The 18,733-nt window shown below is 60.2% G+C and carries 19 protein-coding genes; 17 read left to right on the top strand and 2 right to left on the bottom strand.

Translation table 11 applies throughout. From position 1 onward, the window contains the following. Positions 1-20 precede the first annotated feature (20 nt). Both KP703_RS04255 and KP703_RS04250 read right to left on the bottom strand, forming a co-directional pair. The gene (locus KP703_RS04255) at positions 21-1,448 is read right to left on the bottom strand and encodes a glutamate--cysteine ligase (protein ID WP_215753894.1); all 1,428 of its coding nucleotides are present in this window, start codon (positions 1,446-1,448) and stop codon (positions 21-23) included. A gap of 72 nt (positions 1,449-1,520) precedes the next feature. Then, on the bottom strand, positions 1,521-2,279 hold the full coding sequence (locus KP703_RS04250; protein WP_215753893.1) for a 16S rRNA (uracil(1498)-N(3))-methyltransferase: 759 nt from the start codon (positions 2,277-2,279) through the stop codon (positions 1,521-1,523). Between the two features lie 177 nt (positions 2,280-2,456). Here KP703_RS04250 and ubiA point away from each other — a divergent pair, with 177 nt between their 5' ends. The 17 genes from ubiA (at position 2,457) to leuB (ending at position 18,674) form a co-directional block, all read left to right on the top strand. Continuing rightward, the gene (ubiA, locus tag KP703_RS04245) at positions 2,457-3,374 is read left to right on the top strand and encodes a 4-hydroxybenzoate octaprenyltransferase (protein ID WP_215753892.1); all 918 of its coding nucleotides are present in this window, start codon (positions 2,457-2,459) and stop codon (positions 3,372-3,374) included. A 175-nt stretch (positions 3,375-3,549) separates the two neighbouring features. Next, the gene (gene mbfA, locus KP703_RS04240; RefSeq protein WP_215753891.1) at positions 3,550-4,506 is read left to right on the top strand and encodes an iron exporter MbfA; all 957 of its coding nucleotides are present in this window, start codon (positions 3,550-3,552) and stop codon (positions 4,504-4,506) included. A 114-nt stretch (positions 4,507-4,620) separates the two neighbouring features. After that, complete coding sequence (locus KP703_RS04235; protein ID WP_215753890.1) at positions 4,621-5,301, top strand: outer membrane lipoprotein carrier protein LolA; 681 nt, start codon at positions 4,621-4,623, stop codon at positions 5,299-5,301. A gap of 103 nt (positions 5,302-5,404) precedes the next feature. Beyond that, positions 5,405-6,784: a replication-associated recombination protein A gene (locus KP703_RS04230; RefSeq protein ID WP_062141922.1), complete on the top strand. Its 1,380-nt coding sequence runs from the start codon at positions 5,405-5,407 to the stop codon at positions 6,782-6,784. A gap of 10 nt (positions 6,785-6,794) precedes the next feature. Continuing rightward, entirely contained in the window at positions 6,795-7,778 is a 984-nt protein-coding gene (locus KP703_RS04225) for an RluA family pseudouridine synthase (RefSeq protein ID WP_062272907.1), read from the top strand. Positions 7,779-7,809: 31 nt separating this feature from the next. Next, positions 7,810-9,990, top strand: a complete 2,181-nt coding sequence (locus KP703_RS04220) for an AsmA family protein (RefSeq protein WP_215753889.1) — start codon at positions 7,810-7,812, stop codon at positions 9,988-9,990. Next, positions 9,987-10,739: an ATP12 family chaperone protein gene (locus tag KP703_RS04215; protein WP_215753888.1), complete on the top strand. Its 753-nt coding sequence runs from the start codon at positions 9,987-9,989 to the stop codon at positions 10,737-10,739. Before KP703_RS04220 ends, KP703_RS04215 begins: the two co-directional genes overlap by 4 nt. A 159-nt stretch (positions 10,740-10,898) precedes the next feature. Further along, positions 10,899-11,069, top strand: a complete 171-nt coding sequence (locus KP703_RS04210; RefSeq protein WP_156102490.1) for a hypothetical protein — start codon at positions 10,899-10,901, stop codon at positions 11,067-11,069. A 104-nt stretch (positions 11,070-11,173) separates the two neighbouring features. Further along, entirely contained in the window at positions 11,174-11,704 is a 531-nt protein-coding gene (locus KP703_RS04205; protein WP_062272903.1) for a Spy/CpxP family protein refolding chaperone, read from the top strand. A 116-nt stretch (positions 11,705-11,820) separates the two neighbouring features. Beyond that, positions 11,821-13,215 carry a signal recognition particle protein gene (ffh, locus tag KP703_RS04200; RefSeq protein WP_215753935.1) on the top strand — a complete coding sequence of 465 codons (1,395 nt, stop codon included), beginning with the start codon at positions 11,821-11,823 and terminating at the stop codon, positions 13,213-13,215. Between the two features lie 48 nt (positions 13,216-13,263). Further along, on the top strand, positions 13,264-13,614 hold the full coding sequence (gene rpsP, locus KP703_RS04195) for a 30S ribosomal protein S16 (protein ID WP_061491761.1): 351 nt from the start codon (positions 13,264-13,266) through the stop codon (positions 13,612-13,614). A 28-nt stretch (positions 13,615-13,642) separates the two neighbouring features. After that, complete coding sequence (gene rimM, locus KP703_RS04190; RefSeq protein ID WP_215753887.1) at positions 13,643-14,185, top strand: ribosome maturation factor RimM; 543 nt, start codon at positions 13,643-13,645, stop codon at positions 14,183-14,185. Continuing rightward, positions 14,182-14,934, top strand: a complete 753-nt coding sequence (gene trmD / locus KP703_RS04185; protein WP_062141928.1) for a tRNA (guanosine(37)-N1)-methyltransferase TrmD — start codon at positions 14,182-14,184, stop codon at positions 14,932-14,934. The genes rimM and trmD overlap by 4 nt, the downstream gene beginning before the upstream one ends. 14 nt (positions 14,935-14,948) lie before the next feature. After that, positions 14,949-15,335, top strand: a complete 387-nt coding sequence (gene rplS / locus KP703_RS04180; RefSeq protein ID WP_043550578.1) for a 50S ribosomal protein L19 — start codon at positions 14,949-14,951, stop codon at positions 15,333-15,335. A gap of 181 nt (positions 15,336-15,516) precedes the next feature. Next, positions 15,517-16,920, top strand: coding sequence for a 3-isopropylmalate dehydratase large subunit (gene leuC / locus KP703_RS04175; RefSeq protein ID WP_215753886.1), 1,404 nt, complete (start codon positions 15,517-15,519; stop codon positions 16,918-16,920). Further along, complete coding sequence (gene leuD, locus KP703_RS04170) at positions 16,920-17,543, top strand: 3-isopropylmalate dehydratase small subunit (protein ID WP_062141930.1); 624 nt, start codon at positions 16,920-16,922, stop codon at positions 17,541-17,543. The genes leuC and leuD overlap by 1 nt, the downstream gene beginning before the upstream one ends. 15 nt (positions 17,544-17,558) lie before the next feature. Continuing rightward, on the top strand, positions 17,559-18,674 hold the full coding sequence (leuB, locus tag KP703_RS04165; RefSeq protein ID WP_215753885.1) for a 3-isopropylmalate dehydrogenase: 1,116 nt from the start codon (positions 17,559-17,561) through the stop codon (positions 18,672-18,674). Positions 18,675-18,733 lie beyond the last annotated feature (59 nt).

Below are 18,733 nucleotides of genomic sequence, written 5' to 3'. Positions count from 1 at the left end.
CCGAAAAAATGGAAGCGGGATCAGATCTCGCTTTCACCAAAAATGCGGGTCACATCGCCGCTCCATGCGCCGTAATAGCGCTCCAGCCAGCGTTCGGCCTGCGTGGGGCCGCCTGCGGCCATGGCGGTCAGCGGGGCGAGGTAAGCCCATTCTTCCCGCTCGTTCTCATCCACAAAGCCACGGGCCTGCAGGCCATCCATGGCAATGCCGATAACCTGTGCCGCCAGATCCCGCACAGTGCCCTGGCCCCACGGCGTGTTCAGCGCCTGAGACGGTACCAGCGAGCGCAGCTTGACGTAATCTTCCCACGGGCGGTCACACACCAGCTCATAGGCGGATTCAAGAGCCGCATCGTCATACAGCAGGCCAACCCACAGGGCGGACTGGGCCAGCATCATTTCTGCTGAGCCTGCATCGGCGCCGCGCATTTCCAGAAACTGCTTGAGGCGCACATCCGGGAAGGCGGTGGACATGTGGTTTTCAAAATCGGCCAGCGTGGGGGTAACGTCTTCCAGACCGTCCTGACGCTCACCGTTCATCCACGCGCGGAAGGAACGGCCAGAGACATCGCGCATCTTGCCGTCACGCATGATGAAATACATGGGCACATCCAGCACCCATTCCGCATAGCGCTCAAAGCCGAAGTCTTTTTCAAACACGCAGGCCGGCATGCCGGCGCGGGCGTTGTCCGTATCCGTCCAGATGCGGGCGCGGTTGGAAAGATAGTTGTTCGGCTTGCCCTCAAAGAACGGAGAGTTGGCGAACAGGGCGGTGGCCACCGGCTGCAGGGCGAGGGCGACCTGCATCTTGCGGACCATGTCCTGCTCGGACCCGAAATCCAGATTGACCTGCACGGTGCAGGTGCGCTGCATCATGTCCAGACCCAGTTTGCCGACCTTGGGCATATAGTTGCGCATGATGGCGTAGCGGGATTTGGGCATCCACGGCAGGTCTTCCCGCGTGGCGGTCGGGTGGAAACCAAGCGGGCTGAACCCTAAGCCCAGCTTGCGGGCCAGCGGGCGCACGGACTCATAATGTCTGTCCAGCTCTTCCGCTGTTTCATGCAGCGTTTGCAGGGGGGCGCCGGAAAGCTCGAACTGCCCGGCGGGCTCCAGAGAAATGCCTGCGCCTTTGGCTTCTTCAATGCCCTTCAGGCCGATAATCTTGCCTTCATCCAGAATGGGCTCCCAGTCGTCCGGCTCTACTTCCTGAAAGCCATTCAGCAGGTCTTCAATCCCGGCCGGGCTGTAAGGTGGGGTTGCGTAAGCCGGCCGGCCAGCCTGCGGGCTGGAACCGTTGGCGGCAGCTTCCGGCCGTACCCAGCCAAATTTTTCGTGCTCTGTGCCAATGCGCCATGAGTCGCGGGGCTTGCACCCTTTGGCAAAAACCTCAGCCAGCTGAGAAACTGAGCGAACGGGTGTGTCGTCGTGGGCATCGGCGTGAGACATTAGAAATCACTGTTCCTTGAAAAACAGCCCGGCAGCAGGACACGGGCCAGAACGAAGGTAAAGGTATTCTGACTAATCCTGAGCAGAGCGCAAGCCGTCGCCCATAAGCGCCAGTCCTGCGGCAACTGCGGTATCAGCCCGCAAAACCAGCGGCCCCAGAGAAACAGGGGTAATCGCAGGGCGTGCGAGCAGGGCGCGGCATTCCGTATCGGAAAAGCCGCCTTCCGGGCCAATGAGCAGGCCATCTCCCGCACGGGCATGCCGCAAGGAGCTGTGGAGGGAAACGCCACGGTCCTTAGCGCGTTCCATGGCCGTAAACAGGCACGCATCCTCAGGCCATGCGCCCAGAAGGCTGGCGAGCGGGCAGGGTTCGGCAATGGTCGGGATATCCAGCCGCTCACACTGTTCGGAGGCTTCGGCGGCGATGGTCGCCAGCCGTTCCGGGTTGGTGCGGTGGGTATTGGTGCGTTCGGTTATGATGGGCAGGAAGCGCGTGACCCCAAGTTCTGTGCCCATGCGCAGGACCATATCGGTCGCATCGCGCTTGAGCAGGGCGAAAGCCAGAACAAGGTCAGGTTGCGGGCAGGGCGGCCGCAGGCGCTCCGTGAGCGTCAGGCTGCCGCGATCCTTGCGAATCTCGCCCAGACTGGCCAGCCATTCCCCCATTTCTGCATTGAAGACTCGGACAGAATCCCCGGCCTTTTTGCGCATGACCGTGCCCAGATAACGTGCCTGTGCCGGGCTGAGCAGGCAGGACGTGCCAGCTTCCGCCGGACCACCTGCGGCGTCCTGCGGCACAAAAAGACGGGGAAGATGCTCGGGCGAACTCATGGCATTCAGCGATCAGGCAGGTTGAAACGGGAAGGGGAGCGCGGTCCGGTGGATCGTTCTCGCAATGAGTTGGTTGTTTAGGCGGTAATGCCGTTCTGCGCAAAGAGGTTCATGCCAGAGGGGAATTTATGGCATACCCCCGGCACTGCTGTGTTTGGTTAAAGGACCGCCCGTATCGTGTCAGCTTCTTCCGGTCATACCGACATCCGGGTGACGGGCTGGATTGCCCGCCTGCCTCCGGCCCTGCGCCCTTATGCCCTGCTGGCGCGGCTGGACCGGCCTATTGGCACGTGGCTGCTGTTTTTACCGGGCATATGGGGGATTCTGCTGCCGCAGGGCGTGCCTGCTGTGGAGCGGGTGCGGCTGATTTTGCTGTTTGGCATTGGCAGTCTTGTCATGCGGGCTGCGGGCTGCGTGGTGAATGACATGTGGGACCGCGATATTGACCGGCAGGTGGCCCGCACGGCTGGCCGTCCGCTGGCGTCCGGTGCTCTGCGGATGCGGCACGCGGTACTGTTTCTGGCCATTCTGCTGGCGATTGGTCTGTCCATCCTGCTGCAACTGAACGGTCTTTCTCAGATTCTGGGGGCGTCCTCGCTGGTGCTGGTGGCGCTGTATCCGCTGGCCAAGCGGTTTACATGGTGGCCGCAGCTGGTCATGGGCTTTACCTTCGGGTTTGGCGCGCCGCTGGGTTATGCGGCTGCGGCGGGCCATCTCTCTCTCGCACAGCTGGCGCTTTATGCCGCAACCATCGTCTGGCAGCTGGGGTTTGATACCATCTATGGCTTTCAGGACATGGAAGATGACGCCCGCATTGGTGTGAAATCCACATCACGCCTCATGGCGGGGCGGGCAAAGACCTTTATTGGCACCTGTTACGCGCTGATGGTGGTGTTGCTGGCGGTGGCGGCCTTGCTTGCTGGTGTGGGGTTTCTGTTCTGGCCGGTCCTGTTGCTTCCGGTGTTCCTGCTGTGGCGGCAGGTTGTGGGCGTGAACCCGTCGGACCCGGCCTTGTGTCTGGCCCAGTTCCGCGCCAACCGGGAAATCGGTTTTGCAGTAGCACTGGCGCTGCTGGCGGGTCTGGTCGCCTTTTAAAAGCAGCCATTCTCTTTCTGTTGGGACAGTAATGATAAGGGCAGGGTCAGGTTATGATCGTGCCCTTATCTGTTTTTGTAGAAAAATCGACGACAGAGTTGCTCTGAAAATGCGAAATATTCTCATTATGTAAGAATAAATTGAGACTTATCCTGAAAATGTATATGCAGGGCAGATGCGTAAATTTACTGCCCTGACTGAACAGGAAATTCTTGCTCTGGCCATTTCCAATGAGGAAGAGGACGGTCGCATCTATGCGGATTTTTCCTATGCCTTGCAGGAAAACTATCCCGACACTGCCAAAATCTTTGCAGACATGGTGCATGAGGAAGATGACCACAGGCGGCATTTGATTGATGTCTATGTCCGGCGTTTTGGGGATCATATTCCCCTTATCCGCCGTCAGGACATTGCCGGGTTCATGCCGCGTAAGCCTGCCTGGCAAATTCAGGGGCAGGGCATTGAGGTTGTGCGGCGTTATGCGGAAGACATGGAGCGGGATGCGGCCCGCTTTTACCGTCAGGCCGCCCTGCGCACTAATGATGCTGAAACCCGGAAATTGCTGGGGGACCTCGCAACAGCGGAAGACCAGCATGGCCGGGCCGCCAGCGATATGGCCTCCCGCCATCTGACAGATGACAAGCGGGACGATGAAGACGAAAATGCCCGGCGGCGTTTTGTGCTCCAGATTGTCCAGCCCGGTCTGGTGGGGTTGATGGATGGCTCCGTCTCCACGCTCGCTCCGGTGTTTGCCGCAGCGTTTGCCACGCATGACCCGCACAGCGCGTTTCTGGTCGGGCTGGCGGCCTCGCTGGGGGCGGGGATTTCCATGGGGTTTGCAGAAGCGCTTTCTGATGATGGGGCGTTGTCCGGTCGCGGCAAGCCGCTCATCCGCGGGCTGGTGTGCGGGGCCATGACCATGGCTGGTGGTATTGGTCACACCCTGCCGTTCCTGATTGAGTCCTTCAGTGCGGCCATGACAGTGGCCATTGCCGTGGTGGTGATTGAACTGTTCCTGATCTCGTGGATCCGCTGGCGCTATCAGGACACGCCTTTTGGCTCGGCTATTGTGCAGATTGTGTTTGGCGGGGCGCTGGTTTTTCTGGCCGGGGTGCTGATCGGCAGTTCCTGAACACGCACCTCTGTTATCCCGCTGCGGCAGGTGGCATACTGCGCCTGCCATAATAAAGGCCCGGGCAAGGTGTTTGCTGGCGGCTTGTGGTCACCAATGGGAATGACAGCGCGTATGACATCACGTTCCGGCAAATTTTCAGCCCTCTGTCTGGCACTTTCCGTGGGGGGCGGTGTGAGCGCTCTGGCTCCTGTCGCGCCTGCCATGGCGCAGGGGGCGGCTCAGGCAGTTCCGCAGGCCGACGCACCGCAGGGCATCACCCTTTCCGCGTCCGATAAGGTCTGGCTGGGGAAGGTTGAAAAAGCTCTCAACAGCGTCACCACCTTTCAGGCGCATATGCAGCAGCTGGATGCGGACGGAAAACGCACGACCGGCGTTGTGCTGATGCAGCGCCCCGGTCAGATGCGGCTGGCGTATGATCCGCCAACGCCGCTCCTGCTGGTGGCTAATCAGGGCAAGGTGGTGTTCCGCGATAACCAGCTTGATCAGACAACCGTTATCCCCATGGAGCGCACACCGCTCGGCCTGTTGCTCCGGCAGCATGTCAGTCTGGAAAATGATGTCACCATTACCGGCTTCCAGCATGAGGGCGGGCTGGTGCAGGTTACGGTCGTGCGCACGTCTTCCCCCGGAGATGGCAGTCTGACGCTGGTGTTTTATGATAACCCGGTGGCGTTGCGCTCATGGAGCGTGGTGGATGCACAGGGGCGCGAAACGCGCGTGACCCTGTTTGATGTGAAGAGCGGGATTAATATTCCTGCTGGCACTTTCACGCTGCCTGCGCAGCCGGAATAAACCAGCGCAGGCGGGCTGCCGGACTTTCTTCTGAGCGCAGAGGTGGCAAAACAGGCACGGCAGCCCGATATCAGGGACGAGCATTTCTTCAGGACAGGCAGGTATGGCGGCACGGCGCACAACACCTTCGGACATGGCTCCGGGTGGGGATCTTTTTGGCAATCAGGCTCCGCCACTGGACCGTGAGCCATCCTCTGCGCATCCGGGGCGGCCTGCGCCTAATCAGCCTCTGGCGGACCGGTTGCGACCAAACCGGCTGGAAGATGTAGTCGGGCAGGGGCATCTGCTGGGGCCGGACGGCACGCTGACGCGCATGTTGGAGCGGGGCTCTCTCGCGAGCCTGATTCTCTGGGGCGGCCCAGGTGTGGGAAAAACAACCATTGCCCGCCTGCTGGCGCAGGCGGCAGGACTGCGGTTCGTGCAGCTTTCCGCTGTGTTTTCCGGTGTTGCAGACCTGAAGAAAGCCTTTGAAAACGCCCGGCGGCAGGCAGAAGCCGGTGGTGGTACGCTGCTGTTTGTGGATGAAATTCATCGCTTTAACCGTGCCCAGCAGGATGGTTTCCTGCCTGTGGTGGAAGACGGCACTATTGTGCTGGTTGGGGCGACCACGGAAAATCCGTCCTTTGCGCTCAATTCCGCTTTGCTGTCCCGCTGTCAGGTGATGGTGCTGAACCGTCTGGATGACCCGGCGGAAGAAGCCTTGCTGGCGCGGGCAGAGGAAGAAACCGGGCGACCTCTGCCGCTGACGGAAGAAGGGCGCGCCACCCTCCGCGCCATGGCGGACGGCGATGGCCGCTATCTGCTGAACATGGTGGAGCAGCTTCTCAGCCTGAAAACGGAGGCACCGCTGGATGCTCAGGCTCTGGCCCGTCTGCTGGCCAAACGCGCTGTGCTGTATGACCGGGACCGGGAAGAGCATTACAATCTGATTTCCGCCCTGCATAAATCCATGCGCGGGTCTGACCCGGATGCCGCCCTCTACTGGTTTGCGCGCATGCTGGAGGGCGGGGAAGACCCGCGTTACCTCGCACGCCGCATGACGCGCTTTGCCGCGGAGGATGTTGGGATGGCTGACCCGCATGCGCTCCCGCTGGCCATTGCGGCGTGGGAGACGTACGAACGCCTTGGCTCACCGGAGGGGGAACTGGCTCTGGCGCAGCTGGTGGTGCATCTGGCCACGGCACCCAAATCGAACGGTGTTTATAAAGCCTATGGGGCAGCGCGCCGTGCCGCAAAGGCTACTGGCAGCCTGATGCCGCCCGCGCATATTCTGAATGCGCCTACCAAGCTGATGCAGGAAATTGGCTACGGAAAGGGCTATCAGTATGATCACGATACGGAAGAAGGCTTCTCCGGGCAGAATTATTTTCCCGATGAGATGAAGCGTCAGACCTTCTATAATCCCACCGGAAAAGGCTTTGAGCGGGAGATCCGCCACCGTCTGGAAACATGGGCCCGCTTGCGGGATCGGCGTCAGTCGTGAATATCGTCGCATGAGTGTTGTGATTCTGACTGTCAGCGAGGACGAGGCGGATATTCGCCTTGATCGCTATTTTCGTCGCCATTACCCGCATCTGACGCAAGGGGCGCTGCAAAAGCTGTGCCGTACCGGCCAGATTCGGGTGGATGGTAAACGCGTTGAGGCCTCTACCCGCCTGCAGCCGGGCCAGTCCGTGCGCGTGCCGCCCATCCCCATGGCAGCCCGACCGGCAAAGGATGCTCCGCGTCCGCTGGATGAGCGGCTGGTGCGCGAGATCAAGGGCATGGTGCTGTATCAGGACAAACAGGTGATTGTTCTGAACAAACCGGCAGGTCTGCCAGTGCAGGGTGGCCCCGGCATTACCAAACATGTGGATATGATGCTGGATGGCCTGCGGGCTGAGCCGGATGATCCGCGCCCGCGTCTGGTGCATCGGATTGACCGGGATACGTCCGGCCTGCTGCTGCTGGCGCGCACGCCCGGTGTGGCGGCCAAGCTGGCGGAAGCCTTCCGTGGGCGGGATGTAAAAAAGACCTACTGGGCCGTTGTGGTGGGCCGTCCTGACCCGATGGCGGGCGAGATTGACCAGCCTCTGGCGCGCCTTGGTGTGGGTGCCAATGCCATTATGGTGGCAGCGGACCGTAAGGACCCGGACGGTCAGTATGCCCGCACGACCTATGAGGTGGTGGATTCGGCAGCCCGCAAATTCTCATGGCTGGCGCTCTCTCCGCTTACGGGGCGGACGCATCAGCTGCGCGTGCATTGTGAATCGCTCGGCACGCCCATTCTGGGTGACCCGAAATATGGTGGCGCCACCGCGCATGTGGATGGCTTTACGGACCAGCTACATCTGCATGCCCGGCAACTGGATATGCCGCATCCGGCAGGGGGGCGGCTGACTGTGACTGCCGAACTCCCGCCGCATATGCGTGAGACCTTCCGTGCTCTGGGGTTTGCGCCGGGGGCTACGCCCAAACCGTCTCGTCGCGGCGGATAACAGCGACTTCCGGAACACAGGAGGAAAGCCAATGCGGCTGAAATGGAAGATCGGTCTGGTAGCCGGGGCTGCTGTGCTGCTGGTCGGCGGGGGCAGCGTTGTCTCCGCCATGCAGGATGCAAACTGGCTGCGGGTGCGGCTGGTGGCAGCTGTGGAAGAACAGACAGGCCGCCATCTGACGGTTGATCAGCTGCATGTGTGGCTTCTGCCGTTCCCGTGGGTGGAAGCCCGTGGCGTGCATCTTTCCGGCGTGGAAGAGGCAGACGCAGCAGGAAGCGGGCAGCCCGCGCCGAACATGGTGGACGCGGGGGAAGTCCGTGCCCGCCTCGGGCTGCTGCCGCTGTTCCAGCATCGCATTGTGTTTAATGATGTCAGCATCATTCAGCCCCGCGTGTCTCTACGACGTCTGGCAGATGGTCGGGCGGACTGGGGCTTTACGCCGCCTGTGCGACCGGATACCGGAGGGGGCAGCCCGTCTTCCGGCAAAATGCACTGGGATGTCAGTGTCTCTACTGTGCGCATTTCCAAGGCGGATGTGCGGTGGGATGATCAGATTCGGCACAAAACTGGCCAGATCAGCTTTGGGCATATTCAGGCAAAAGATCTGGACGGCGCGACACCCAGCTTTGACGTGCAGGGTGAGAAAGGCAAAGGCCAGTTTGTCCTGACAGGCCAGACAGGTCGCCTGTTGCCGGTGCGGGACAAAAACTTCCCTGTGCAGTTCAAACTCGCTCTGACGATTGAAGGTCACCCCGCCGGACTGGCGCATCTGGATGGCACGGTCACGGACCCGGATGGCGCACGCGCTTATGCGTTGCAGGTCGGTGGTTCGTTGGGGCAGTTGCGGGATCTGGAGCAGTTCTTCCCACGGGCTGATCTGCCGGACGGACAGAATATTTCCGTTGATGCGCAGATTGCCGGTGCAGGTCAGCAGCCGGTGGCCCAGGGGCTGCATGTGCATACAGGACAGGTTGAGCTTGGGCGCTTTGTGCCCGGTAGCAAGCTGAGCCGCGCCATGCTGGATGCTACGAAGCCTGATGACCCTCTGGCTGTGCAGATTGATGGTCAGCTTGGGGTGCAGGCTCTGGGGCTGCGCGGCACGCTCGGCACACTGGCGCAGATGACGGCCTTCGCACTGGCTCCGGAAAAAACGGAAACGCCTGTGGATCTGACCCTTGTCGATGGGGCGTCCAATCTGAAACTGGCGGGAACGCTGGGCGGGGGGCATTCCTCAGTGGAGGTGCATGGTGTGCTGGATCAGCTCGCGCCCGGTGGTACGTTCCCAACGGCTGAAAACGTCAAGGTGGACGGCCATGTGGAAACAGCCTCCACGCTGGCCTTGGTGAAAGAGCATACGCCGCAGGACGTGGTGCGTGGCCTGACGCTGAACGCCAATGTGGAAACACCGCACGTTGCCTGGCGTGACCTCACATGGACTCAGCTGACCAGCCACGTTGTGGTGCAGGGTGGGCGACTGGTGGCGGACCCGGTGCAAGCCGAAGGTTCCGGCACCACGCAGTCCGCCCGGTTTGTTTATGATGCATCCGGTAATGTCCCGGCCTACGAGGTCGCGATGCATCCGGTTGTGCTGCCGGTGGCTGCCGTGCAGGGCTGGATGGGGGCGCCGTCTCTGATGCAGGGGCCGCTGATGCTTGTCGGCACCGTCAGCATGCAGGGCGATGATGATGAAACCCGTCGGCGTACGCTGGCAGGGCATATCGGCGCGTCCGTCGTGGATGGCTCCATTGGGGGCGCGGCGCTCCGTAATCTGCTCGGGCCGGATATTCCGCTGAAAGGCAAAATGCCCGTGCGGTGTTTTGGGACTCACATGCAGATTGCTGACGGGGCTGCGCAGGTTGATCTGCTAGCCATGGAAACGCCGTTCCTCTCCCTGCATGGTCACGGCACGGTTGGGTTGGGGACGCATGCGCTGGATCTGCATCTCTCGCCGCGCGTGCTTTTGGGCGGTGCGTCTGCTGCGTCTGACCTGCGGGTAACGGGCACCTTTGCGGCTCCCGTGCCAAAAATGGAGCCCTCTTATGGCGGGCGCTATGGCCTGAATATTGGCGGGGATGATGGCGGGAATGATAATTGCCCCACGCTGCTCTCTGCTGCGCGGGAAGGGGGCTCTGGTCCCGCGCCGTCTGCCCCCAAAGCCGGAAAAGATGGAAAGGTGATGAACATGTTGCGCGGACTGGGGCTGTTTAAATGAGCGATCTGGAGAAAAAACCAGCCCCTGCCGGCGCGCGTAAACGGTTCTGGAAACAGGCGACGGTTGTGCCGGTGCAGGACGAGGGCTTTGCCGTGCAGCTGGACGGCAGGCCGGTTCGGCTGCCGGAAAAGACCATGCTCTCTGTGTCTTCCCGCGCTCTGGCTGATGCGCTGGCGGCGGAATGGCAGGCGGCTGGCCTGACTGTTGGCGGCCATTTCCGCCCGGAAGATCTGCCGCTGACGCGAATCGCGGGCTCCATGCTGGAACGTATTCCTGGTGCACGGGCCGGTGTGACTGATAGCCTGCTGGCGTATGCGGGTAGTGACCTGCTGTGCTACCGCGAGGCCGGAAATTCCAGACTGGCGCGTCGGCAGCGTGAACTATGGGGCCCCTGGCTGGACTGGTGTCAGGATACCTTCGGTATGGAGTTACGCACGACGGAGGGGGTGATGCCGATCACCCAGCCGGACGCCACCATGAAGACGCTGCGGGCTCTGCTCGAGTCTCTTTCCGACGCGGAGCTGGCGGTGCTGGGTGTGGCTGTGCCTGCGCTGGGAAGCCTGTATCTGGGGCTGGTTCTGGTAAAAGGGCAGGGCACGCCGGAAGAACTGGTGGCCTGTGCCACACTGGATGAGCGCGAACAGATGGCGATCTGGGGTGAGGATACGGACGTGACGGACCGCATTGCCATGCGGCTGCGCGATGTGACGGATGCGGCTCATTTTTTAGAGCTTTTGCGCGCGGGCTGAGTCTGCCTGCCACACGGGGCCGTGTTTTGTGTGTTGATCGACACTGACATGCCATGAATTTGCCCCGGTCTCCTTCCAGATATGACCTCACAGACTGATGAACGAGCGCGTTCTCTCAGCCTGAAAAGAAGGTCATGTCACCGGATGAGGAGCATTCAGATGCGATATGAATCCAAAGGTGGAGAACCTCGGCGTCAGGTTCTGTCTGGTCCCGGTTCACGGGCACGGTTGCAGGGGCGTGTCGCCCATGCTGTTGCGACCTGTGCCATGGGATCATGGTTTTTGCTGGGACTGATTCCGGTTCTGGTCATCATCTATTCCATGAGCTGAGACAAAAGCTCCCTGATGACACTGTGGTGACACACCTTGCGTCTGCAGAAATGATCGCCAAGTATCTATCAGGACATAGAATTTTTCAGGAGTTGTAAGAGCCCATGAATTACAGAAACGGTTTCCTTGCCGCCGCAGCGGTTATTGGCCTGTCTGTTGCTGCTCTGCCTGCCCACGCTCACCCCGGTAAGGGTGGTGGTTTCCCGCCTCCGGGCGGTCCTGGTGGTCCGGGTGCGTGCATGCCGGGTGGCCATGGTGGCGGCATGAGCATGCTGGAAGGGCTGGACCTGACGAAGCAGCAGCGCAAGAAGATCGACACCATCCTGCGTGAAGCGCACGATCAGGATCATGCAGATGATATGCGTGATGAATCCTCCAAAATTCATCAGCAGATTCAGGACATCCTGACGACGCCGGGTCCGGTCGATAAAGACAAGGTCGCGACTCTGCAGCAGCAGCAGGCAACCCTGCGTGCGCAGGCTGAGGCACGTCATCTGGAAGTTGCGTCTCGCATCCATGATGTGCTGACGGCGGACCAGCTGGCTCAGGTCAAGGCCCGTCAGGCTAAAATCCATGATCTGATGGAACAGCTGCGCGAAGTTGAACACCCGGCCCCGCCGGCGTCTGACAAGTAAAAAACAGACGTTTCTTGACTCGGTGAGAGTGGGGTTGTAACTCCCTCTCACAAATCAGGACCGCCACTCCGCGAGTGTTCGCGCAGTGGCGCGTCTCCTTTTGGGGTATTACGCTTTTGTTCGAGGCTCTTTCAGGCAGGCTTTCCGGGGTTTTTGATGGACTCGCCAAACGTGGCGCGCTGTCAGAAGCCGACGTTATGGAGGCAATGCGCGAAGTTCGTCTGGCTATGCTGGATGCAGACGTCGCGCTGCCTGTGGTCAAGGACTTCGTTAACAAGGTTAAGGAACGCGCCGTGGGTGCGGAGGTGCTGGAAAGCATTTCCCCCGGTCAGGCCGTTGCGAAGATTGTTAACGATGCGCTGATTGATGCCCTTGGCGGGGCGGGCGCTGTTCCGCTCAACCTGAACGCCACGCCGCCTGTGCCCGTGCTGATGGTGGGTTTGCAGGGGTCTGGTAAAACCACGACCTCCGGCAAGATCGCCCTGCGTCTCTCCACGCGCGAGCGGAAGAAGGTGCTGCTGGCGTCTCTGGATACCCAGCGTCCGGCTGCTCAGTTGCAGTTGGCACAGTTGGCCGAGCAGGCGCATGTCGCCTCCCTGCCGATCGTAGCGGGCCAGACCCCGGTTGAAATCGCACAGCGTGCGATGGATGTGGGGCGGCGCGAAGGCTACGACGTTGTTATTCTCGATACAGCAGGTCGTCTGTCCATTGACGAAGCGCTGATGGAAGAGGTCCGGCAGGTTCGTGCCGTGACCCAGCCTGCTGAAACCCTGCTGGTTGTGGATGCCATGACCGGGCAGGACGCCGTGAATACGGCCAAGGCGTTTAATGACGCCGTGGGCGTGACCGGCGTGGTGATGACCCGTATGGACGGTGATGCCCGCGGTGGCGCGGCCCTGTCCATGAAGGCCATTACCGGCGCACCCATCAAGCTGACCGGTTCCGGTGAAAAGCTGGATGCGCTGGAAGAATTCCACCCCGAGCGTGTTGCCGGCCGTATTCTCGGTCTGGGCGATATTGCCGGGCTGGTGGAAAAAGCGGCTGATACCCTTGATCATGAAGAAGGGGAACGGCTGGCCAAGAAGATGATGGCCGGCAAGTTCGATCTTGATGATTACGCATCGCAGATCAAGCAGATCAGCAAGCTGGGGTCTATTTCCGGAATTGTCGGCATGCTGCCGGGTATGGGAAAAATCAAGGAAGCCATTGGTGACAAGGACCTTGATACCTCCATCCTGAAGACGCATCTGGCCATTATTTCTTCCATGACCAAAGGCGAGCGCAAAGCGCCGGCCATTATCAAGGCTTCCCGCAAAAAGCGGATCGCAGCCGGGTCAGGGACGAGTGTTCAGGAGGTCAACAAGCTGCTCAAGCAGTTTGATATGATGTCCTCGATGATGAAGCGCTTTAACAAGCTGGGCGTGAAAGGTCTCATGCGCCAGGGAATGTCCGCGCTCATGCCTAAAGGAATGGGTGGAGGGCCGCCGGGTGGCGGTTCTCCCTTCCGCTAAAGCGGCCTGTTTCTATCCGAAGTTTTTCAGGGTTTTGGAGAAGTCTGAATGAGTCTTAAAATTCGTCTTGCCCGCGCAGGGGCCAAGAAGCGTCCTTACTACCACATCGTGGTGGCTGATAGCCGTTCCCCGCGTGATGGCCGCTTTATTGAAAAAGTAGGGTCTTACAACCCAATGCTGCCGTCCGATCATGCAGAACGCGTGCGTCTGGTTGATGAGCGCATCACGCACTGGCTGTCTCAGGGTGCGCAGGCAACCGACCGTGTTGCTCGCTTCCTGGGGAACGCCGGTCTGGCTCCCAAGCCCGCTTACAACGAGCAGCCCAAGAAATCTGCTCCGAAGAAGAAAGCCCAGGAACGTGCAAAAGCCGCTGCTGCAGCTGCTGAAGCCGCAGCCTGAGGCCAGAGCGAGCTAAGCTGACCCGATCATGCGCGCAGACCTTATCCAGATAGGCGTTGTTGGTAGACCGCATGGTGTGCGTGGGCTTGTGCATGTGCACAGCTACGCTGCCGAAGCGGCCGCGCTGGAAGCCTATAAGGTTCTCGTGGATGAAAAGGGGCGGGAATGGTCTCTGCGCTGGCGCGGAGCGGACGGTGTGGCGGAACTGCGCGATGCGCAGGGTAAGCCGCTGGCCGACCGGACCGCAGCGCAGGCGCTGGTTAATACCCGTCTTTTTGTGCCGCGTGATGTGCTGCCCGAGCCTGAGGAAGAAGAATTCTACCATGCTGATCTGATTGGCATGGAGGCGCGGGAAGGCGACTGCTCTTTGGGGCAGGTTGTCATGGTGCATGATTACGGGGCTGGCGCCAGTCTGGAGCTGACCGGCGGCGTGCTTGTTCCGTTCACACGCGCCTGCGTGCCGGAGATTGATCTGAAGGGGCGGGTGGTCACCATCGTGCGCCCTGTGGAGGTCTCTGGTGAGGAAGGGCGTGGAGTAGGAACGGCTAAAGCAGCGGGGCCTGCGGCATGAGCTGGCAGGCAACGGTGCTGACGTTGTTTCCGGAGATGTTCCCCGGTCCGCTGGGATTGTCTCTGGCAGGACGTGCGCTGGAAAACGGTGTGTGGTCCTGTGCTGCGGAGGACCTGCGTGAGCAGGGTCTGGGCCGGCATCGGGCGGTGGATGATTCCCCGTTTGGTGGTGGCGCAGGCATGGTGATCCGCCCCGATGTGGTGGATGCCGCTCTGGCTGCCACACAGGCTCCGGTGGATGTGCCGCGGGTGTTTTTGACACCGCGTGGCCGGCCACTGCGCCAGCAGGACGTGCAGCGTTACGCACAGGGGCCGGGCCTCGTGCTGCTGTGTGGCCGGTTTGAAGGGGTGGATGAGCGGGTTCTTGAAAGCCGGAAAATCGAACAGATCTCCATAGGGGATTATGTTCTGTCCGGCGGAGAGACTGCTGCCCTTGTGCTGCTGGATGCCTGCGTCCGACTGCTGCCCGGCGTGATGGGGAGTGAGGAAAGCGGGGTTGAGGAAAGTTTTTCCGAAGGCCTGCTGGAATATCCTCACTATACCCGTCCTGCTGTATGGGAAGGTCAAAACGTGCCTGAAGTCCTGCTGTCAGGAAACCACGCGGCTATTGCAGCGTGGCGCCAGAAGCAGGCGGAAGAAATCACGCGGGAAAGACGGCCGGACCTGTGGTCTGCCTGGCTGGCTCGCAGGGAGAGAAACGGGACTGCTGCTACCGGAAAAAACGGGCAGACAGACCCAACAGGGGTTTGAGGAAGGATACCGAAATGAACATTATTCAGCAGTATGAAGCTGCAGAAATCGAACGTCTGACCGCCGCACGCGCCGTGCCGGAATTCGCAGCCGGTGATACGGTGCGCGTGTCCGTGCAGGTTGTTGAAGGTGAGCGTAAGCGTCTTCAGGCATTTGAAGGTGTTGTGATTGCCCGTTCCAACAAGGGCCTGAACAGCAACTTCACCGTGCGCAAAATTTCCAATGGTGAAGGTGTGGAGCGTGTGTTCCCGCTGTACGCTCCGACCATTGCTGAAATCAAGGTTGTGCGTCGCGGTAAAGTGCGTCGTGCAAAGCTGTACTATCTGCGTGGCCGTAGCGGTAAGTCCGCTCGTATCGCTGAGCGTCCGCGTGACGTTGTTGCTCCGGCAGCTGCCAGCTAATATCGCGTTAAAGCAGGCTGCCTTCGGGTGGCCTGCCTGACCTCAAAAACCCGGTGGGGCTTCGGCTCGCCGGGTTTTCGGGTGCTGAGAAGATGAAGGCGCGGGTTTTTCGTCTGTCAGACCAGGGCTGAGTTCAGGCTGATCTGCGCGAGTCCGTGCCGTTCCATGAAAGGGGAGGGCCATGGCGCCGCGTACGTTATTCGACAAGATCTGGGACCACCATGTTGTCGAAACTTTGCCGGATGGCACCTCTATCCTTTATATCGACCGTCACCTTCTGCATGAAGTGACTAGCCCGCAGGCGTTTGAAGGCCTGCGTCTGGCCGGGCGTAAGCTGCGGCATCCTGAAATGACCATGGCTGTGGTGGACCATAACGTTCCCACGTCTGACCGTACCAAACCCATCGAAGAACCGGAAAGCCGGAACCAGATTGAAACGCTGGAACGGAATGTGAAGGAATTCGGGGTTCCGTATTTCCCGCTGCTTTCCGCCTCGCAGGGCATTGTGCATGTGGTCGGGCCGGAGCAGGGCATTTCTCTGCCGGGCATGACCATTGTGTGTGGTGACTCCCATACATCCACACATGGCGCGATGGGTTCTCTGGCGTTCGGCATTGGCACGTCTGAAGTCGAGCATGTGATGGCGACCCAGACCATCCTGCAGCGTCCCGCCAAAAATATGCGCGTGACGGTCGAAGGCCAGCTTGCACCGGGCGTGTCCGCCAAGGACGTCATGCTGGCTATTATCGGGCATATCGGCACGGCTGGCGGCACCGGGCATGTGATTGAATTCGCAGGCTCCGCCATTCGCGGGCTGGACATGGCTGGTCGTATGACCATCTGCAACATGTCCATCGAGGCTGGCGCACGTGCCGGGCTTGTGGCTCCGGATGACACGACGTTTGACTATGTGCGCAATCGTCCGTTTGCCCCCAAAGGGGAAGATTTCGAAAAAGCTGTTGCGTTCTGGCGCACGCTGGCGACGGATGACGGCGCACATTTTGACAAAGAAGTCTCTCTGCGGGCCGAAGATATTGCCCCGAGCCTGACATGGGGCACCAGCCCGGAAACGGTTCTGCCGATTACGGGCACAGTGCCTGACCCGGCGCAGGAGCCTGAAGAATCCAAACGGGCCCAGATGCAGCGCATGCTGGATTATATGGGGCTGGAAGCCGGGCAGAAAATTGCCGGAACGCCGGTGGATGTCGTGTTCATTGGGTCCTGCACCAATAGCCGGATTGAAGATCTCCGCGCCGCCGCTCAGGTGGCCGCAGGGCGCAAGGTTGCGGACGGTGTGCGCGCCATGATCGTGCCGGGCTCTGGTCTGGTGAAAATGCAGGCGGAAGAAGAAGGTCTGGACCAGATTTTTCTGGATGCCGGGTTTGAATGGCGTGAGGCCGGGTGCTCCATGTGTCTGGGCATGAACCCGGACAAGCTGACGCCGGGCCAGCGTTGCGCCTCAACCTCCAACCGTAATTTTGAAGGGCGTCAGGGCCCCGGTGGGCGGACGCATCTGCTCTCTCCCGCCATGGCGGCTGCGGCGGCTGTTACGGGGTGTCTGACAGATTCGAGGGAGCTGGTCTGATGGAAAAATTTACCACGCTGTCCGCTGTTGCTGCGGCTCTGCCGGAAGACAACATTGATACGGATAAGATCATTCCGGCCCGCTTCCTGAAAACCACGCAGCGGACGGGTCTGGGAAAATATGCGTTTGACAGCATGCGCTATCGCCCGGACGGCTCTGAAAACCCGGATTTCATCCTGAACAAGGAGCCCTGGCGGAAAGCCGAGATTCTGGTCACCTATGACAATCTCGGCTGCGGCTCTTCTCGTGAACATGCCCCCTGGGCACTGCTGGATTTTGGCATTCGTTGTGTGATTGCTCCGTCTTTTGCAGATATCTTTTTCAATAACTGCTTCAAGAACGGCATCCTGCCCATCAAGCTGCCGCGTGAAGTGTGTGATCAGCTGATGTCTGACTCCACCATGGGCAGCAATGCCCGGCTGACGATCGATCTGCCCCGGCAGGTGGTGATCCGCCCGGATGGTGAGGAAGTGCCGTTTGAGATTGATCCGTTCCGCAAGCACATGCTGCTTGAAGGGCTGGATGATATTGGCCAGACGCTTCAGCACGAGACTGAAATTAAGTCCTTTGAACACAAGGTTGCCGGGGAACGCCCCTGGATGCCGACAATCACCCTTGATTGAAGAATTGGAAAAGTCATGAGTGCTCAGCCTGCAAAACTGCTTGTTCTGCCGGGGGATGGTATCGGTCCGGAAGTGATGCGGGAAGTCGGCCGCGTTATCAGCTGGCTGGAAAAGAACCGTGGCATTGCGTTTGAAATCACGGAAGATCTGGTCGGCGGTGCGTCTCTGGCTGAATATGGTGAGCCGATCCGCAATGAGGTGATTGAAAAAGCCCGTGCTGCGGATGCAGTTCTCTTTGGCTCCGTGGGGGACCCGCGCTGGGGCCATGTCGGTTTTGATAAGCGTCCGGAAGTGGCCATTCTCAAGCTCCGTCAGGAACTCGAGTTGTTTGCCAACCTGCGCCCCGCCAAGGTGTTTGATGCGCTGGTGGATGCCAGCACGCTGAAGCCCGACGTGGTACGCGGTCTGGATATCATGATTGTCCGCGAGACAGTGGGCGGCATTTACTTTGGCGACCCGCGCGGGATTGAAACCCTGCCGGATGGTACCCGTCGTGGTATTAACACCGAAGTCTATACGACGCTGGAAATCGAGCGCGTGGCCCGTGTGGCGTTTGAAATGGCCCGTAAGCGGTCTGGCCATGTCTGTTCCGTTGAAAAATGCAACGTGATGGAAAGCGGCCTGCTGTGGAAAGAGGTTGTGACCGACCTCCATGCGCGTGAATTTTCTGATGTGAAACTCACGCATATGCTGGCCGATAACTGCGCCATGCAGCTGGTCCGTAACCCGCGCCAGTTTGATGTGATTGTGACCGGCAACCTGTTTGGTGACATCCTGTCCGATCTGGCTTCCATGCTGACGGGCAGCCTTGGTATGCTGCCGTCCGCCACGCTGGGTGCAGTGCGGGCTGATGGGAAATGTGCGGCGCTGTATGAACCGATCCACGGGAGCGCACCGGATATTGCCGGGCAGGGCATTGCCAACCCGATTGCGCAGATCCTCTCCTTCGCCATGCTGCTGCGTTACTCGCTGAACCTGCAGGACGAAGCGAAGATGGTGGAAGAAGCCGTCTCCCGCGTGCTGGAAAGCGGCCTGCGCACGGCGGATATCATGAGCGAAGGCATGGCCCGTGTCGGCACGTCCGTCATGGGTGAAGCCATTGTCCGTGAACTGGACAAGCTTCAGAAATAAGAGTGTCTTGCCTGGCGGCTGTTTTGTCGCCTGGCCAGATTAAACCCCCGGTGCCTTGC

Source organism: Acetobacter sp. P5B1, from assembly GCF_018811985.1.
Classification (GTDB): Bacteria; Pseudomonadota; Alphaproteobacteria; order Acetobacterales; family Acetobacteraceae; genus Acetobacter; species Acetobacter cerevisiae.
This window is presented reverse-complemented; position numbering and strand designations above follow the sequence as displayed.

Bases quoted from the DNA above. Each gene is read 5' to 3' on its own strand.
- rpsP (WP_061491761.1), top strand. From the start codon at position 13,264: ATGAGTCTTAAAATTCGTCTTGCCCGCGCAGGGGCCAAGAAGCGTCCT.
- leuC (WP_215753886.1), top strand. From the start codon at position 15,517: ATGGCGCCGCGTACGTTATTCGACAAGATCTGGGACCACCATGTTGTC.
- KP703_RS04220 (WP_215753889.1), top strand. From the start codon at position 7,810: ATGCGGCTGAAATGGAAGATCGGTCTGGTAGCCGGGGCTGCTGTGCTG.
- KP703_RS04205 (WP_062272903.1), top strand. From the start codon at position 11,174: ATGAATTACAGAAACGGTTTCCTTGCCGCCGCAGCGGTTATTGGCCTG.
- KP703_RS04230 (WP_062141922.1), top strand. From the start codon at position 5,405: ATGGCGGCACGGCGCACAACACCTTCGGACATGGCTCCGGGTGGGGAT.
- KP703_RS04250 (WP_215753893.1), bottom strand. From the start codon at position 2,279: ATGAGTTCGCCCGAGCATCTTCCCCGTCTTTTTGTGCCGCAGGACGCC.
- KP703_RS04255 (WP_215753894.1), bottom strand. From the start codon at position 1,448: ATGTCTCACGCCGATGCCCACGACGACACACCCGTTCGCTCAGTTTCT.
- trmD (WP_062141928.1), top strand. From the start codon at position 14,182: ATGAGCTGGCAGGCAACGGTGCTGACGTTGTTTCCGGAGATGTTCCCC.
- rimM (WP_215753887.1), top strand. From the start codon at position 13,643: ATGCGCGCAGACCTTATCCAGATAGGCGTTGTTGGTAGACCGCATGGT.
- leuD (WP_062141930.1), top strand. From the start codon at position 16,920: ATGGAAAAATTTACCACGCTGTCCGCTGTTGCTGCGGCTCTGCCGGAA.
- KP703_RS04225 (WP_062272907.1), top strand. From the start codon at position 6,795: ATGAGTGTTGTGATTCTGACTGTCAGCGAGGACGAGGCGGATATTCGC.
- rplS (WP_043550578.1), top strand. From the start codon at position 14,949: ATGAACATTATTCAGCAGTATGAAGCTGCAGAAATCGAACGTCTGACC.
- KP703_RS04235 (WP_215753890.1), top strand. From the start codon at position 4,621: ATGACATCACGTTCCGGCAAATTTTCAGCCCTCTGTCTGGCACTTTCC.
- KP703_RS04215 (WP_215753888.1), top strand. From the start codon at position 9,987: ATGAGCGATCTGGAGAAAAAACCAGCCCCTGCCGGCGCGCGTAAACGG.
- leuB (WP_215753885.1), top strand. From the start codon at position 17,559: ATGAGTGCTCAGCCTGCAAAACTGCTTGTTCTGCCGGGGGATGGTATC.
- mbfA (WP_215753891.1), top strand. From the start codon at position 3,550: ATGCGTAAATTTACTGCCCTGACTGAACAGGAAATTCTTGCTCTGGCC.
- KP703_RS04210 (WP_156102490.1), top strand. From the start codon at position 10,899: ATGCGATATGAATCCAAAGGTGGAGAACCTCGGCGTCAGGTTCTGTCT.